The following is a 15,710-nucleotide window of genomic DNA, read 5'->3' on the forward strand; positions in this document are numbered from 1 at the left end:
ACCCTGAGAGGAACCATCGATGACAACAACAAAAACAACCATCAACTCCATCACCGATACCTGCCATGCCCCACCCTTGGTGAAGAACCCTCGAGCGATTGCCGCCATCTGCCTGGGCAACGCCCTGGAGTTCTACGACTTCCTGGTCTACAGCATGCTGGCGACCCTGATGGCGCGGCTGTTCTTTCCCTTCGGTGATGATTCGCTGATTCCATTGATGCTGTCGCTGGCCGTGTTCGGCACCGGCTTCGTCATGCGCCCGCTGGGTGGCCTGGTCATCGGCCTGTATGCCGACCACGCCGGACGCAAGGCGGCATTGCGCCTGACGCTGTGGTTGATGGCCACGGGCTCGCTGTTGTTCACCGTGGCACCGACCTATGCCCAGGCTGGCCTGCTCGGACCGGCGCTGATCATCATCGCGCGGCTGATCCAGGGGTTCGCCGTGGGCGGGCAGATCGGCAGCTCCACCACCCTGCTGATGGAGTATGCGGACAAGCATTCACGGGGCTACTACTGCAGTTGGCAAACCTTCAGCCAGAGCCTGGGCATCGTCTTTGGCGGTGTACTGGTGATGACCCTGAGCAACCTGCTGAGCGCCGAGGCCATGGACAGCTGGGGCTGGAGGCTGGTGTTCGCCATCGGCATCCTGGCCATTCCGGTAAGCGAATACATCCGCCACCGGTTGCCGGAGCCCCCGGTACACCGGCACCAGGGGCGCCACGGCGATACCGCCGCCCATTCCCTCAGGCTGCTGTTGGGCCACCCCCGGCAACTGGCGGCGGGAGTGCTGCTGGTGATCGGCGCCACGGTGCCGATCTACACCATTCAGTTCTACCTGGCGAACCACGCCATCAGCGTGTTGCACATGCCCCTGGGGATCGCCACCTGGGCTGCCATCTTCGCTTGCCTGCCACCCTTGCTGTTGTCGGCCCATGCCGGGCGCTTGAGCGATCGCATTGGCCGGCGCAAGTCGATCTTCTGGCCTCTGCCGATCCTGCTGCTGGCGATCTACCCGGCGTTCCTGCTGATCAACCAGCACCCGCATATCGGTGTGCTGCTGGCGCTGGTGACGCTGCTCAGCATCCCGTTGACCTACACCATAGTGCCCAACATGGCGCTGCTGCCGGAGCTGTTCCCGGCGCGCATACGGGCCAGCGGCATGTCCATCTGCTATTGCCTCGGTGTGGCGGTATTCGGCGGCTTTACCCAGCTGTTCGCCACTGGCCTGGTGAGCCTTACGGGTAGCCCCAATGCTCCGGCCTGGTACATGTTCGCGGCGATCATGCTGTGCCTGGCGGGGCTGAAGCTGGCGCCTGAAACGGCAGGCAAGGAGCTGGACTGAGCGGCGAGGTGGTAGTCAGGGGCAGGGTCGCTGGATATTTTTATGATTCATGTGAGTCAATATTGACTCATTGGCGCCATGAAAGTATCTTCGCTCCAGTCCGGAACCGCTCCGGGCGTTTTATCGGCAATCCGTGTGCGCAGGGAAGGCGCTGACACCGTCCCTGGGGCTCCAGCAGCACGCAGTGCCATGGCCGCGTCGCTCTGCCAGGGGCCATGGTACGGATGGATTTGCCGGTCCAGCTCCTTTGGTTGGCCGCAACCAGCCAGTTTTGCCCCGTTGGCCCCAGGGCCGCGGGGCTTTTTTATGCTCCGGCAAGGCACCGGAGCAAGAGGCGAGGGCTCAGGCAGGCTTGGTGGCGATGGCGCCGTGGAGGAACATCTGCTCCACCACATTGGCCGAGTTGGCGCTGGCCGCGCGGCCACGGCGCTCGGCATCGACGATGCCGAAGATCAGGGTCAGGAACAGCTCGGTGAACACCTGGGCGGTGATGTCGATACGGAACACTCCCAACTGCTGGCCTCGCAGGAAGAACGCATCCAGGGCATCGGTGTAGAACTGCCAGCGCTCGTCCTCGCCATCGTTGAGCATGGTGTCGGGACGGTATTGGAACAACAGGAACACCAGCATCTCGCGGTGGGCCAGGTGTTCGCTGACCAACGTGCGCAGGGCGGCCACGGGTTCGTCATGTTGCAGGTCGGTACCGTCGATGATGCGTTTGAGCACGCCTTGCCCATGGTCTTCCATCATCTGCAACAGCTTGTCGCGCGTGCCGCAGAAGCGGTGCAGGGTGGCCTTGCTCACTCCGGCGAGTTCCGCCAGCTCCTTGAGGGTCGCCCGCGGACGGTCGACGATGGCCTGGGCCAGCGCCTTGATGAGTCGTTCGTCTTGAGAGGTCAAGAGCATCAGTGGGCCTCTAGTCAGTTTTCAATTGCACGCATTGTGCAGAAATAGTCGTTGGCTTCAACGTAAATGACCGCTTCGGCCAGGAAAATGATCGTTCCAGCGGGCTTTTGCCGCTGATCGCCTGGGGCTCAGCCCGGATTGCTGGCCCGGAACAGCTGTTGCAAGCCTTGCAGGGTGCTGTCGACGAAGCGCTCGTCGCTGGTGCCCTCGGGGAAGTCCAGCACTGCGTGGATCACCAGGGACGCCAGGCCGTGGGTGTAGGACCAGCCGGCGAGGGCGGCTCGGCGCACCTCGGCGCTCTGCACATCCTGCTCCAGCAGGCCGGCGATGATCCGCCGCAGTTCACCGAAGGCCTGCTCGCGGGCGCTGCCCAGTTCCGGTGGCATGTCGCCGCCGGCGAACTCCGGGCCGAACATCAGCTGGTACAACGCGGGATTGCCCCGGGCGAAGCTGAAATAGCTCAGGCAGGCGCTGCGCAATCGTTGCACGCCGCCGCTGTCGCGGTCCTTGAGTACCAGCACCGCCGCCAGCTCGCGAAACCCCTGGGCCGCCAGGCTGCCGATCAACTGCGTGCGGTTGGCGAAGTGGTGATAGGCGGCGGTGGAGCTGACGCCGACCCGCTCGGACACCGCCCGCAACGACAGCCGGGTCGGGCCTACTTCCTCGAGCAGCGTCCGGGCGGCGTCCAGCAACTGCGGCGCCAGGTTGCCCACGTGGTAGGAGTCGCGCGAGCGCGGGGAATTCTTGGTCATGCACGGCTCGAAAAGGTCGGACAGAAGGGCTGGAGCGCGGCGAATCTTAGCATGATGAAGAATCTTGACACTGTTAAGATTGCGCCGTAGCCTGCGTGCCACCACTGCCATCGGGTGCATGGATCATGATCGAGAGCCTGTCCAGGATCGTCCTGGGGCCGCTGCTGCTGGCCCAGGGGCTGTATGTGCGTCGGTTCACCCCCAGGCTGCCCGAGCCCCAGGGGCCGCGAGCCGGCAGCTGTGGCCAAGGCCCATCCCTGCGCCTGCTGGTCGTCGGTGATTCGGCCGCCGCCGGCGTCGGCGTGAGCCACCAGGACGATGCCCTGGCCGGCCAGCTGGCGACCTGCCTGGCCCGTGACTTCAGCCTGTCCTGGCAACTGCTGGCCGAGGCTGGCCTCGATACCCGGCAATTGTTGCGCAGGATCGAAGACAGCCCCGGGCAAGGCTTCGATGCGGTACTGGTGTGTGTAGGAGTCAACGACGTCACCAGCGCGATTACCGCCGAGGCTTGGCTGGCGTGCCTGGCGACGCTGGTACAGCGCCTGCGGCAACGATTCCGGGTACATCAGGTTTTGCTCTCACGCCTGCCACCGATGCATGCCTTCATCGCCTTGCCGCAGCCTTTGCGCTGGTACCTGGGAAGCAGGGCGCGGCACTTCAATCGCCTGCTGGAACAGTGGAGCCGGGATCAGCCCCAGCTGACGCTGCTGGGCGACTCTCTACCACTGGATGCCAGCCTGCTGGCCGCTGATGGTTTTCATCCCGGAGCACCGGCCTACCGGATCTGGGCCGAGCAGTCCGCGACCTTGCTGCGCCAACGTTTTGCCGCGCCGGTTGGCGCCTGAAACGCCCTCGCTCCCGGACCGACCGGGCCGAGGGTTCTTGAGACGTACCCTTGAAGCTGGATAGGAGAACCCGATGTCCGCATTGAAACTGCATCCCCAGGCCGACGCTTCCTTGAAACGCTGGCACGCGATGGTCGAGCGCGAGGATCTCGGCGACCTGCCCGAGTTGCTCGACGCCAATGTGCTGTTCCGTTCGCCCATGGCCCACACCGCCTATCCCGGGGCTCCCGTGGTGGCGAGCATCTTGCGCACGGTGCTGCAAGTCTTCGAGGATTTTGCCTACCACCGGCAACTGGCCACGGCCGACGGCTTGAGCGTGGTGCTGGAGTTCAGCGCACGGGTCGGCGACCGGCAGCTCAAGGGGATCGACATGATCCGCTTCGATGAGCACGGCAAGATCGTCGAGTTCGAGGTGATGGTTCGGCCCATGAGCGGGTTGCAGGCATTGGGCGAAGAGATGGGCCGGCGCCTGGGGGCCTACCTGGCCGCCAGCAAGTCCGGGGCCTAGGACTTTCGCATCCGGGGGCGGCGTGCCATCGGCCGCCGCCGAGTGCTGTCTGGCCGGGCAGGGGTTTCAGGCTGGTGGCTGGCTCAGCCAGGACGCCACCACTCGCCGGTCGAGTTCTTCCCAGTCAGCCATGCCCAGGACCCGGGTGGTGTTCAAGCCGCGCAGGTAGCCACGCAACTGGTAGGCAACGGCGCGTCGCTCTTGCGAGTCGGTCGCGCTATCGCCCAGGGCGGTTTCATAGTCGATGAGATAGTCGGCCACTCGCTCACGGAATTCCGGCAAGACGGCATCACGAATCAGGTCAAAAGTTCGCACGGGGATTTCCTTTTCTATTTGTATTCGGGCTGTCAGGCAGTCTGCACGTGGCGTAACTATCGGTTCAAGTAATAGTGACAATCAAGAAACACCTATTCTGCTGCGCCCGCCAATCAGGGAAAATCGCCACCGTCACAGACGCCGCCCCCTGGCGTCTGGAGTCCATTGATGAACGCAGCGGCGGCGCCGTGACGCCGAACCGCTGTGCACCGAACCAGACTTTTCCAGGATTTCACCGATGCGTGTTGCACCCGTTGTTGCCTTGACCCTAGGTTCCCTGCTGCTGAGCGCCTGCGCCACGGCCCCGAACGACCCGACCCTGGTCATGCAGACGAACAAGACTCCCGCCGAATACGCTGATTGCGTAGTGCCCAAATTACGTGAGCAGGCGCTGGCCCCCACGGTTTCCCAGACCCAGCGCAGCTACCGGATCGTAGTGCCCAGCAAAGTGGCGGCCAACAACGTGCTGGAGGCGTACAAGGCGCCCAATGGCGGCAAGGTGTTCCTGTACGAGCGCCATTTGCTGGCGTCGAGCTTTGCGCCCTCGAACTTTTCCCGGGCCGCCCAGGATTGCCTGTAACCGGCTGAAATGAGTCGCCCTGGTGTGCCCGGGGCGGATTCAACCCGCCGTTTCGAGCAGGTGTTCGATCCGGGCCAGTTCCCAAGTGCTGAGCAGGCTGACCGGATCGGTACCGAAGCGTTGCCGGGTGTCGAGTTGCCATTGCAACCCTCCGGGGGCCTGGCAGCTCTGGCAGTGCAGCAAACGGCCAGCGTCCAGTTCCAGCATCAGGCGCCAACCCTCGATATCCACCCTGAGGGGATCAGTCTTGCATGGTCGATCCAGCACCTGTAGCCGATGGGTGCCCAGGGCGGCTTCGCGCAGGCGTTGGCAAACCGTGCGGGCGTCGAGGGCAGGGGGCTGGTTCATGGTGTTTGCTTGTCATCCGTGGTTGGCGGTTGTTTTTCGTGGCGGCGCAACAACCGCCGGGCCCCGAGCTTGAGTTGTCCCCAGTATTCCTTGCCGAGGATGGCCATGACCACCAGGGTCAGCAGTTCGCCGAACAGCGCCAGGGAGGGAATGACCAGGGCCTTATGGGGTATCTCGAGGAACGGCAAGATAGGCAGCGCGATCCAGTAAAGCAACACCAGCGCCAGCAGCGACAAGCCAATTTTTTTCCGCAACCCCGTGGTTTTTTCTTTCATGTCCAACCTCTTGTTGCCAGGTTACGGCGAACCTGCGCCGCCCCTCGCACCGATTCGTCTTAGCGGGCAGCACGCCCGAGTGGAGAGAAGAAGCCAGCCGCTTCACCGGCGAATCTTCGTGCCAGGGCCTGGGCATGGGCGGCGCGTTGGTAGCTGTCGAGGATGTCCGCGAACCCGGCATCGTCGGCCAGTAGCAACAAGGCTTGTTGTTGCCCGCTGCGGCCATCGACGGCTTCGAACTCCACGGACAGTCCACCGTTCTTCACCGGGCCCAGCAGCAGGGTGGTCATGGCATTGATGACCGGCGAGGCTTCAGCGACGCGGGTGATGCGGGTCCTGACTATCAGGGTGTCGGCGCCAGGGTTGCGCGGTGTAAGCATGAAGCTGCGGCTCAACTCGGCTTCCAGGGATTGACGCAGGGTGCGTTCGACTTCCAGCGCTACCTCGGGAGCGACCTGCCGGGCGACTGCCGCCGTTACTTGCAGCGGTGCCACCAGGACCTGGGCATAGTGCCCGCCGCGAGCCGCCTGGGGAGTGATCCCCATGCCGTGCTCACCGATCTTGTGCAGCCCCTGGTAGCTCCTGGCCTGGCCCGAGCGCGTGACCTGGGGAGTAGTGCAAGCGCTGAGCAGGAGGACGGCGATCGCGATCAGTAGCCAATGACGGTTCTTGAGCTGGCTTGGTGAAAAATAAACGGAGTACTTCGTCTCGTTATTGGGCAAAAAAAAGCCCATCGGCGAGGGGCGTTTTTCGTTGATGCCCTGGCCGCCCCGGGCACGGGCGGTGGACAGGCGCGAGAGAGGGTTCTGCATAGTGTGGCGATCCTGGGTTTCATTGAGATTGAGGAGTAAGCAGGTAGGTCCGGACGAAATCGCCCAGGGCTGTTGCGGCCTGGTTGGCGTCGATGGCCAGGCCCAGGCTCAGCTCCAGCCACAGGCCGCTGAACAGGGAAAACACCAGGCCCGCCGCACCCAGGGGCGACAGTTCGGGGCGAATCCAGCCTTCACGCTGTCCGGTGGCCAGGAGCTCGCCCAGCTCGATGCGCATCCGCTGGTCCATTTCGATCATCCGGCCGTGCTGGTTGCCACGGGTCACTTCCAGCCAGCTGTCCAGGCTGAGATCCAGTTCTCCTGAATGCAGTTCGGCCAGCAGTTCCTCGGCGCTGATCCTGGCCAGCGCATGCAGGCCTTCCTTGCTGAGCAGTTGCCGGATCTGGTTGGTGTAGCGCTCGATCTCGATCTCGACGATCGCATCGATGATCTCGCGCTTGTCGCGGAAATAGCGGAACACCGCGCCGGCACTCATGCCCGCCCGTTGGCAGATGTCCTCGGTGCGGGCGCCATGGAAGCCCTTTTCCTTGAAGACACGGGCGGCCGCCAACAGGATCTGTTCGCGGCGCTGTTCATGCAGTTGTTCGTTGCGGGTACGGGCCATGGGAAGTTGCTTAATAATCGGACTGAATAGTCGCATTATGTTGGCAGCCCATTCGCTCCGTCAATGATCGGTGATCGGCCATGTCAGGCCCTGAGTTCGCGCTCCTCCCACCAATCCCAGGCCTTGAGCGCCCGGCGTGCGACCTTGCCGCCCCAGAACGCCAGGGTATCGCCGGGCATGGCGATCGACTTGCGGTTGACGATCCAGAAGTCCGTCAGCTCGGTCTTGTACCCATTGAGCAGGTCGGCAATGGTGCGGCCGTTGAGGTGGGTCAGGGCCACGCCATGGCCGAAGCAGCCACCGGAATAGATGATGCGCTCGTCACCGATGAAGCTGATCTGCGGCACCATGTCCAGGTTCACCGATACCGGTCCGCCCCAGCGGTAGTCGATCCTGGTGTTCGCCAACTGCGGGTAGATCCACTTCAGGTGCGCCTCGCAGTGCTGCCAGGTGCTGGGCGAGGGCGCGTCCTGCATGGCCGGGCTGCGCTGGGCGATCACGTCGCCACCGCCCATGACGATCCGGCCGTCGAGGGTGGGCCTGAAGTAATGCAGCATCTGCCGGTTATCGCCGAAGGCCTGGCGTTGCTGCCAGCCGATGCTGTCCCAGATGGCCGGGCTCAAGGGCTCGGTAACGACCTGGTAGGTCCAGAGGGGAAACTGGCGCTCCTTGAGTTGCTCGGGCCCGGGGACCTGGCGCGAATAGGCGTTGGTCGCCAGCACCACCTTGTCGGCGCGGATCCGCCCGCCGGGAGTCTGCAGGATCACCGCGCCTGCCGCAGGCTGGATCGCGCTGACCGGGGTCAGCTCATGGATCCTCACCCCGGCCGCCTCGGCCAGGGCCTTGAGTCCGCGGACCTGTTTGCACGGGTCCAGGTAGCCGGTATCGGATTCGTAGATGGCATCGTTGAAGCGCGGCGAATCGAAATCTTCCCGGACCTGGGCCGCTTCCCGCCATTGCATGTCGCTGTCCAGGCCCAGGTCCTGGAACAACTGGTAGGTCTTGCGCATGCGCTGCGACTGCTTCGGCGAGTAGCTGATGCGTACCAGCCCCGTGTGGCGATAGTCGCTACCCAGGGCATGGGTCTCGATCAGCTCGCGGGTGTGAGCCACCGCCAGCTTCAGGTAGTGGTGGGCATCGATCATCTTTTGCTTGCCCCAGCGCAGCAGCACCAGTTCCGGCTCCAGGCCGAACAGCTTGGTGCTGAAGCCGGCATTGCGACCGCTGGCCCCGAAGCCGATGACCGCCGCTTCGACCACCACCACCCGGGCGTTGGGGTTGTCCTGCTTGAACTGCCAGGCGCTGTTGAGCCCGGTGAAGCCGCCGCCGACCACCGCGACATCGACATTCAGGTCCTCGTCCAGCGCAGGGTTGGCCTGATAGTCGCCATAGGCGTGCTGCCAGAAGGATTGGGGGCTTCGCAGTGGGTCTTGGATCAAGGTCATATTGTTGTTCTCTTGGCCGGGGGATGCCGCCTGCCACGCACCAGGAGCAGGCAGGGGGCGAGCCTTGAGGGTAACCAGCCGGTGTTCCGGCGAATTGTCCGGCGGTGCCAGTCTGGCCGGCCGATCGCGTCAGCGTTGGCGCGCCGGTGGCAGGGGACTCACCCCTGGGGCAGGCAGGAAGCGCGGTACTGCTGCGGCGACAAGCCGGTCCAGCGGCGGAAGGCGCGGGTGAAGGAGCTGGATTCGGCATAACCCACCAGCAGCGAGATCTCGGTCACCGAATAGTCCGAGCCCCGCATGTAGGCCATGGCCATGTCTCGGCGCACGTCCTCGGTCAGCGAAGAAAACTCGATGTCCTGATCCTTCAGGCGGCGTTGCAGCGTGCGCCGGTTGAGCCCCAGTCGCTGGCTGACGTCATCCAGTGACAGGGCGCCGCTGCTCATGCCGGTCGCGATCAGGTGCGAGACCTGGAGCAGGATCTCGTCGCCGATACTGCGGTTCCGGCGTTCCTGCTCCAGGTAGGGCACCAGGGCCTGGTACAGGCGCTCGTTGCCGTGGGCCACCGGCAGGCGCATGGCATCGGCGGCGAAATGGATGCGGTTCGATGGCTGGCGAAAATGCACCGGGCACTGGAATACCCGCTTGTGCACCGAGATATCCGCCGGCTTGCCATGCTCGAAGTCCACCCGCAGTGGCTTGATCGCGCTGCCTGTGATCAGCTCGAACTGGCGCAGGATGGAGGCGATGGCGAACTCCGAGTCCTGTCGGCGATAGAGAATGGCCGGGGCATTGACCAGGTACTCGACACTGGCCGAGCGGGCATTGCACTGCACGTTGATGGTCGACTCCTGGGAGAACACCACGATGAAGCGCTGCAGCGTGCGCAATGCCATCTCGACGCTGGTGGCGCAATGCAGCGCATGGCCCAGGGCGCCGAAGTCATTGGCCTCGGTCCGGCCGCCCAGCTCCAGGCCGATATTGGGGTTGTCCTTGCTGGCCGCCTCCCACAGGGCGATGTATTGCTCTCCCGGAATCTCCACGTCGGCCTGTTGCAACAGCAGGTCATCGATGCCGAGCGCTTCCAGGTGCGGGGCGAACAGTGGACTGAAGCGCCGGAAGAAATCCTCGGACAGCACCGTGCGCACCGACCAGGCCTGGGTGGGGGGACGAAACATGGGTCGGTCGGGGGAAGTCTTTGCCTTGTGGATCGCCGTCATGCCGCACCTCTTGTCCTAGTGCGGCAACTGCACAGGGATCTGCCCTTCAAGTCAAGGCTTGCCCGTCTTTGTGCGGGCACCAGCCGGCCGTGGCAGGTGGCTGGCGCGGGATGACAAGCGAGCTGTCATCGCCGGGCAAGTCGTCTCTTGCTGGTCGTGGATAGACTTCGGCCAAAACAGATCGGCCTCCATAGGGCCGACGCCAAGGAACCCCCTCCTTATGCTGATGCGTTCATTTCGATACTGGCTCTGTGGCCTGTCGCTCACCATCGCCAGCGGCGCGGCCCTGGCCGGATTCGTCCCCGAGCAGGCGGGGGTCGAAGTCCTGGATGACCATCGTGGCCAACACTGGTTCTGGATCTGGGGCAGCAATGCACCGAGCATGGTCGATGGCCGCGCCTACCTGTTCGATGACAACGGCCGCAACCTGGGCCTGCTGAGCACCGGGACCTGGTCCAACGGCCTGGTGATGTCGCAACAGCGCGACGAGCTGTATGCCACCGAGATCTATTTCAGCCGCGGCGTGCGCGGCACTCGTTCGGATGTGGTCAGCGTCTACGACGCCCGGACCCTGAGCCCCAAGCACGAGATCCCGATCCCGGCCAAGCGCATGAGCGCCTTGATCTCCACCGGGCTCAGCGTGCTTTCCGACGATGAACGCTTCCTGCTGGTGCTCAACTTCACTCCGGCCCAGTCGATCTCCATCGTCGACCTGCAGCAGCGGCGTTTCGTCGAGGAAGTGCCGATCCCCGGCTGTGCCTCCATCTACCCGGCCGGCCCCCGTGATTTCTATGCGATTTGCGGCAATGGCGGTTTCTTCCACTTGCGTCTCGACGAGCAGGGCCATGTGGCCTCCCAGGAGCGCACTGCGCCGCTGTTCGATCCGCTACAGGACCTGCTGCTGACCACCGGCATGCGCCGGGGGGACGAGTGGTTCTTCGTCTCCCAGAAAAACCGCGCCTACAGCCTGCGCATGAATGCCCAGGGGGTTGCACTACAGCAGCAATGGTCGCTGGTCAGCGACGCCGAGCGTGCCGATGGCTGGGGAATCGCCGGCAACCATGGCACCGCCTTGCACGCCGATAGTGGCCGGCTGTTCGTGCTGATGCACAAGGACCAGCCGGAGAACTACCAGAAGCCCGGTACCGAGGTGTGGGTCTACGACATCCGCAGCCAGCAGCGCCTGGCTCGGATCGAACTCAAGGAGCAGAGCACCGCCATCGGCGTCAGCCAGGGCCAGCACCCGCGACTGTACAGCCTGGATTGGCTGGTGCCGATGCCGAAGCTGTTCACGCTCTGGGTCTATCTCACCGGGGGCGACGCGGGGCTGGCCCCGCTGTTGCGCCAGGGCATCAATCTCTACGACGCCGACACTGGCCAGCACTTGCGCAGCATCGGTGATATCCCGCTGGGCTTCATGAACGTGGTGATGCCATGGTGACCTTCAGCTGGCTGCACGACCCGTTGATCCACCTGTTCAGCGCCCTGGGCCTGGCCCTGTTGCTGGGCCTGGGCGGCCTGGGCAAATTGCGCGATCGACAAGGTTTCGCCCTGGTGCTGGAGGGTTATGGCCAGGCCTGGGGCCAGTGGCTGCCTGCGGTGCTGCGCGGGGTCCTGCTGCTGTTGCTACCGGCGCTGGAGCTGCTGGCGGCCGTGGGCCTGTTGTGCAGTCCCTGGCTGGGCTGGAGCGCCATCCCCGCGGCGCTCCTGCTGGGCGGCTATGCCCTGGTGCTCGCCGCCAGCCTGGGACGGGTCGAAGACTGCGGCTGCCACCTGGGCGCTCGCCGCCAGCCGCCGGCCGCGGCCCTGGTCTGGCGCAACCTGTTGCTGGTGCTGATGGCCTTCAACCTGCTGCTGCCCATGACCGATCGTCCGCTGCAGGGGTTCGACGCTCTGACCCTGGGCCTGGCGCTCATGGCCGGGGTGGCGATCTACCAACTGGCGCACGTACTGATTTCCAACCACGCCTTGCTCAAGGAGTTGTGATGAACATGATCCAGGCGCTGCTGATATCCACGGTGTTTTCCTGGCTGATGACCCTGGCCCTGATCGTTGCGGTCTGGGCCCTGGCCCGCCAGGTCGGAGTGCTGCACGAACGCATCAGGCCGGTGGGCGCGTTGTCCCTGGGCAAGGCGATCCAGGCCGGCGAGCAGGCACCAGGCTTCAATCTGCCCAGTCTCACCGGCGGTTCGGTGAGCCTGGGTGGCGCCAGCCTGATGGGACAATCGACCTTGTTGTTCTTCCTGTCGGAGAGCTGCCCGGTGTGCAAGACCTTGCTGCCGGTGCTCAAGTCCCTGGCCCAGCATGAGCGGGCACAGTTGCGCATCGTACTGGCCAGTGACGGCGAGCCGCAGGCTCACCGGTCGTTCATCGAGGCCCAGCAACTGTGGGCATTTCCCTACCTGTTGTCCCGGGAAGTGGGCCTGGCCTACCAGATCAGCAAGTTGCCCTATGGCGTGCTGATCGATGCCCAGGGCACCGTGGCCGCCCACGGCCTGATCAATTCCCGCGAACACCTGGAAAGCCTGCTGGAAGCCCAGGCGCTGGGGCATTCCTCGATCCAGTCCTTGCAGGCCACGCAGCAAGCGCCTGGCGACTCACTCTACAAGCAGGTGCACTGAGCATGGCGATCAGATGGTTCGACGAAGCTGCCGAGATGTTCTCCCGGCGGGTCGCCCGCGGCAGTTCGCGGCGGGGTTTTCTCGGCGGCCTGGGGACCCTGATGATAGGCGTCGGTGCCACCACCCTGTTGCCGGTACTGCGCACCGGTGCCTTCGCGAAGGACGGTACGGCCCTGGTGGAGAGCGGTGATCCGAACAGTTGCGACTACTGGCGCTATTGCGCCATCGACGGTTTCCTCTGCGGTTGCTGCGGGGGGACGGCCAACAGTTGCCCACCCGGTACCGTGCGTTCGGACATCACCTGGATCGGCACCTGCCGCAACCCCGCCGACGGCCGCGACTATGTGATTTCCTACAACGACTGCTGCGGCAAGAGCAATTGCGGGCGTTGCGTGTGCCAGCGTGACCAGGGCGATACGCCGCTGTATCGGCCGCAGAGTTCCAACGACCTGAACTGGTGCTCTGGCAGCCATGCGGACATGCCGTACCACTGTTCGCTGTCGGTGGTGATCGGGGTGAAGGAGTCGTGAGCGTGGCGCGCTTCGCGCTGCTGGTCCTTGTCGCGTGGGCGACCGATGCACCGGTGGCCAGCGCCACCGAGCCTGCCCAGGTGGACTACATGCTCAACTGCCAGGGCTGCCACCTGCCGGGCGGGGAAGGCAACCCCCAGCGCCAGGTGCCGGCGTTCCCGGGGCAGTTGGGCAAGTTCCTGGGCGTTGCCGGCGGTCGCGAATACCTGGTCCAGGTGCCCGGTTCGGCGCTTTCGGGACTCTCCGACCAGGCCCTGGCCGGCGTGCTCAACTGGATGCTGGTGCGCTTTGGCGCCGAGCAACTACCCAGCGATTTCAAACCTTATACCGAGGCCGAAGTGCATTCCTGGCGCCAGGGCGTGCCGGCCAACGTCGAGCAGGTCCGCAACCGGCTGCTGCAGCGGATCGCCCGGCAAGAACTACAACAGGGAACCTGAACCGATGAACAAACCGCTCTATGTCGGGCTGCTCCTGCTGGCCGCGACCGGTAGTGCCATGGCCGCTGCGCCGCCTCCCGAGGCCCAGGCCTGTGTCGCCTGCCATGGCGACCGGGGGCAGGGCAATCCGCTGCTGGGCGCACCGCGCCTGGCCGGCCAGCAAGCCGACTACCTGTTGAGCCAGTTGCAGGACTTCAAGGCCGGACGCCGCGGCTACGATGCGCGCGACAGCCATGGCCTGCAGATGCGGGCCATGGCGGCGAGCCTGGATGATGCCGTGTTGCCCAGCCTGGCTCGCTACTACTCCGTCCTGGAGGCTGGCTTGACCGAGACGTCCGGTACGGCAAACACCCCCCAGGGAAGGGATCTGTACCAGGGGACCTGCGCTGGTTGCCATGGTCCGCAAGGCCAGGGTTTCGCCCATCTCAAGACGCCCAGGCTCAACCTCCTCGATGGTGCCTACCTGCAGCGCCAGCTCGAGCATTACGCCCAGGGCATCCGGGGCAGTGAAGAACATGCCGGTACGCTGGGTATCTGGATGCGCGGAATTTCCCTGCAAATTCGCCAGGACAGCGAGCGCCAGGCCCTGGCTGACTACATCACCGGGCTGGGAGCCGCGCCCGCCAGGGCGCCCGGGCCTTGAGCGGCATGCGGTGCATGGCTTCCATGCACCTGTGGCCAAGCCGGACAGCATGGGGAGCCCTGCGTCCGCTCGCAGGATCGGGCACGGCTTTCGTGGCATCGATGTAACCCTCGCAAAGGTCCGAATGGCATCGTGCACATGCCGAAAGCCAACGCAGGCCAGCTCAAACCAGTGGTCAGGCTTTCCGATTGTGCAAGTTGCGTCGTGCGCAACTTATTTTTCATTCCCTCTTTCGATTTCGACCCTCGCCTGTCTCTCGCGGCAACGTTGCATCTACTGATGCCGGCGCAGGGCCAGGCGCGCTCCGAAATCACTCAAAGGAGACGGTTGTGCCTGACCTAAAGCGATATTGGACTTCATTCGGGCCAGGGACTTCCCTGGTTGTCATCGCCTCGATCGCAGCGGCGCTGACGGCGTGCAGTGACGACAGCGGCCAAGCGGGTGTCCCTGCGGCGGCCCAGGTCAGCGCGGCCCAGGTGGTGATCAAGCCGGTGCGCCAGTGGGACGAGTTCAGCGGGCGCATTGCCGCCACCGATGCGGTCGAGGTCCGGGCGCGGGTCAGCGGCTATATAGAGCGCATCGCATTCAAGGAAGGCGACGAGGTCAAGCCCGGCGACTTGCTGTATCGGATCGATCCACGGCCGTACAAGGCCTCCTATGACAGCGCCCAGGCGCAACTTGCCCGGGCGCGAGCGACGGCAGAGCTTGCCCGGGTGCAAGAGCAGCGGGCGCAAGTGCTGGTTGCGGTCAATGCGATTTCCCGCGAGCTGTTCGATACTCGCCGCGCCGCCGCGACCCAGGGCGCCGCCGATGTACGCGCGGCAGAAGCGGCACTGGCCAGTGCCCAGCTCAACCTGGAGTTCACCGAGGTCCGTTCGCCCATTGCCGGGCAAGTCGGCCGGGCCATGCTGACGGTCGGCAATCTGGTCCAGGCCGACCAGAGCGTGTTGACCAGCGTGATCTCCCAGGACCCGCTCTACCTCTACTTCCAGCCGGACGAGCAGAGCTTCCTGCGCTACATGGCACTGGCCCGCGCCGGCCAGCGGAGCAGCTCGGCCAATCCGGTGCGCATCGGCCTGGCCAGCGACAGCGGTTTTCCCCACGTCGGGGTGGTTGATTTCGTCAATAACCAGGTCGACCCCGCCACTGGCACCATCACGTTGCGCGCGGTGGTGGCCAATCCCCAGCGCTTGTTGATCCCAGGCTTGTATGCCCGGGTGCAGCTCCAGGGTAGCGGTGAGTTCAGCGCCATGCTGGTCGATGACAAGGCCATCCTCACCGACCAGGATCGCAAGTACGTCTACGTGGTTGGGGCGAAGAACGAGGCGCTGCGCAAGGACGTCAAGCTTGGCGGTTTCGCGGATGGCCTGCGCATCGTGCAGGCCGGCCTTGCGCCCGAGGACAGGGTCATAGTCGCCGGTTTGCAGAAGATCCTGTTCCCCGGCGCGCCGGTGGACGCCAGCACGGTGGCCATGGGTGCAGCCACTTCGATCACGGCGAAGTGAGGAGGGC

20 protein-coding genes are annotated in these 15,710 nt (G+C 64.6%); 11 read left to right on the plus strand and 9 right to left on the minus strand.

What is annotated here, in order from left to right:
• The first annotated feature begins 19 nt into the window (after positions 1 to 19).
• Positions 20 to 1,342 carry an MFS transporter gene (locus AC3WK8_RS23130; RefSeq protein WP_085597752.1) on the plus strand — a complete coding sequence of 441 codons (1,323 nt, stop codon included), beginning with the start codon at positions 20 to 22 and terminating at the stop codon, positions 1,340 to 1,342.
• Between the two features lie 342 nt (positions 1,343 to 1,684).
• On the opposite strand, the gene AC3WK8_RS23135 is transcribed toward AC3WK8_RS23130, so the two are convergent.
• Positions 1,685 to 2,248 (minus strand): transcriptional regulator, encoded by a 564-nt coding sequence (locus tag AC3WK8_RS23135; protein ID WP_085597751.1) that lies wholly within the window; start codon positions 2,246 to 2,248, stop codon positions 1,685 to 1,687.
• Positions 2,249 to 2,376: 128 nt separating this feature from the next.
• Complete coding sequence (locus AC3WK8_RS23140) at positions 2,377 to 3,000, minus strand: TetR/AcrR family transcriptional regulator (RefSeq protein ID WP_085597750.1); 624 nt, start codon at positions 2,998 to 3,000, stop codon at positions 2,377 to 2,379.
• A gap of 125 nt (positions 3,001 to 3,125) precedes the next feature.
• Between AC3WK8_RS23140 and AC3WK8_RS23145 the strand changes: the two genes are divergently transcribed.
• The gene (locus tag AC3WK8_RS23145; protein WP_103325968.1) at positions 3,126 to 3,845 is read left to right on the plus strand and encodes an SGNH/GDSL hydrolase family protein; all 720 of its coding nucleotides are present in this window, start codon (positions 3,126 to 3,128) and stop codon (positions 3,843 to 3,845) included.
• A gap of 73 nt (positions 3,846 to 3,918) precedes the next feature.
• On the plus strand, positions 3,919 to 4,353 hold the full coding sequence (locus tag AC3WK8_RS23150; protein ID WP_085597748.1) for a nuclear transport factor 2 family protein: 435 nt from the start codon (positions 3,919 to 3,921) through the stop codon (positions 4,351 to 4,353).
• A 66-nt stretch (positions 4,354 to 4,419) separates the two neighbouring features.
• Here AC3WK8_RS23150 and AC3WK8_RS23155 read toward each other — a convergent pair whose 3' ends face one another.
• Entirely contained in the window at positions 4,420 to 4,668 is a 249-nt protein-coding gene (locus AC3WK8_RS23155) for a hypothetical protein (RefSeq protein ID WP_022644362.1), read from the minus strand.
• A gap of 238 nt (positions 4,669 to 4,906) precedes the next feature.
• Here AC3WK8_RS23155 and AC3WK8_RS23160 point away from each other — a divergent pair, with 238 nt between their 5' ends.
• Positions 4,907 to 5,248 (plus strand): hypothetical protein, encoded by a 342-nt coding sequence (locus AC3WK8_RS23160; RefSeq protein WP_085597747.1) that lies wholly within the window; start codon positions 4,907 to 4,909, stop codon positions 5,246 to 5,248.
• Between the two features lie 39 nt (positions 5,249 to 5,287).
• Here AC3WK8_RS23160 and AC3WK8_RS23165 read toward each other — a convergent pair whose 3' ends face one another.
• The 6 genes from AC3WK8_RS23165 to AC3WK8_RS23190 form a co-directional block, all read right to left on the minus strand.
• Positions 5,288 to 5,596: a DUF7693 family protein gene (locus AC3WK8_RS23165; RefSeq protein WP_085597746.1), complete on the minus strand. Its 309-nt coding sequence runs from the start codon at positions 5,594 to 5,596 to the stop codon at positions 5,288 to 5,290.
• Positions 5,593 to 5,871: a transporter suffix domain-containing protein gene (locus tag AC3WK8_RS23170; RefSeq protein WP_022644365.1), complete on the minus strand. Its 279-nt coding sequence runs from the start codon at positions 5,869 to 5,871 to the stop codon at positions 5,593 to 5,595. Before AC3WK8_RS23170 ends, AC3WK8_RS23165 begins: the two co-directional genes overlap by 4 nt.
• A 59-nt stretch (positions 5,872 to 5,930) precedes the next feature.
• The gene (locus tag AC3WK8_RS23175; RefSeq protein WP_103325967.1) at positions 5,931 to 6,683 is read right to left on the minus strand and encodes a DUF3313 family protein; all 753 of its coding nucleotides are present in this window, start codon (positions 6,681 to 6,683) and stop codon (positions 5,931 to 5,933) included.
• 19 nt (positions 6,684 to 6,702) lie between these two features.
• Positions 6,703 to 7,305 carry a TetR/AcrR family transcriptional regulator gene (locus AC3WK8_RS23180; RefSeq protein ID WP_103325966.1) on the minus strand — a complete coding sequence of 201 codons (603 nt, stop codon included), beginning with the start codon at positions 7,303 to 7,305 and terminating at the stop codon, positions 6,703 to 6,705.
• 83 nt (positions 7,306 to 7,388) lie between these two features.
• A complete protein-coding gene (locus tag AC3WK8_RS23185; protein WP_103325965.1) occupies positions 7,389 to 8,750 on the minus strand; it encodes an NAD(P)/FAD-dependent oxidoreductase in 1,362 nt (453 codons plus the stop codon).
• A 158-nt stretch (positions 8,751 to 8,908) separates the two neighbouring features.
• Entirely contained in the window at positions 8,909 to 9,925 is a 1,017-nt protein-coding gene (locus tag AC3WK8_RS23190) for an AraC family transcriptional regulator (RefSeq protein ID WP_103325981.1), read from the minus strand.
• A 262-nt stretch (positions 9,926 to 10,187) separates the two neighbouring features.
• On the opposite strand from AC3WK8_RS23190, the gene AC3WK8_RS23195 reads away from it, so the two are divergent.
• From AC3WK8_RS23195 to AC3WK8_RS23225, 7 genes are all read left to right on the plus strand, one after another.
• A complete protein-coding gene (locus AC3WK8_RS23195) occupies positions 10,188 to 11,408 on the plus strand; it encodes an amine dehydrogenase large subunit (RefSeq protein ID WP_103325964.1) in 1,221 nt (406 codons plus the stop codon).
• Entirely contained in the window at positions 11,402 to 11,953 is a 552-nt protein-coding gene (locus AC3WK8_RS23200) for a MauE/DoxX family redox-associated membrane protein (RefSeq protein WP_103325963.1), read from the plus strand. The genes AC3WK8_RS23195 and AC3WK8_RS23200 overlap by 7 nt, the downstream gene beginning before the upstream one ends.
• Positions 11,953 to 12,588, plus strand: a complete 636-nt coding sequence (gene mauD / locus AC3WK8_RS23205; protein ID WP_256592348.1) for a methylamine dehydrogenase accessory protein MauD — start codon at positions 11,953 to 11,955, stop codon at positions 12,586 to 12,588. The genes AC3WK8_RS23200 and mauD overlap by 1 nt, the downstream gene beginning before the upstream one ends.
• Positions 12,589 to 12,596: 8 nt before the next feature.
• Positions 12,597 to 13,118, plus strand: coding sequence for a methylamine dehydrogenase light chain (locus AC3WK8_RS23210; RefSeq protein ID WP_404942588.1), 522 nt, complete (start codon positions 12,597 to 12,599; stop codon positions 13,116 to 13,118).
• Between the two features lie 2 nt (positions 13,119 to 13,120).
• Positions 13,121 to 13,555: a c-type cytochrome gene (locus tag AC3WK8_RS23215; RefSeq protein ID WP_256223829.1), complete on the plus strand. Its 435-nt coding sequence runs from the start codon at positions 13,121 to 13,123 to the stop codon at positions 13,553 to 13,555.
• A 4-nt stretch (positions 13,556 to 13,559) separates the two neighbouring features.
• The gene (locus AC3WK8_RS23220; protein WP_103325961.1) at positions 13,560 to 14,198 is read left to right on the plus strand and encodes a c-type cytochrome; all 639 of its coding nucleotides are present in this window, start codon (positions 13,560 to 13,562) and stop codon (positions 14,196 to 14,198) included.
• 329 nt (positions 14,199 to 14,527) lie between these two features.
• Positions 14,528 to 15,703, plus strand: a complete 1,176-nt coding sequence (locus AC3WK8_RS23225) for an efflux RND transporter periplasmic adaptor subunit (RefSeq protein WP_085597738.1) — start codon at positions 14,528 to 14,530, stop codon at positions 15,701 to 15,703.
• Positions 15,704 to 15,710: the final 7 nt, after the last annotated feature.

This window comes from Pseudomonas sp. FW507-12TSA (genome assembly GCF_058781435.1).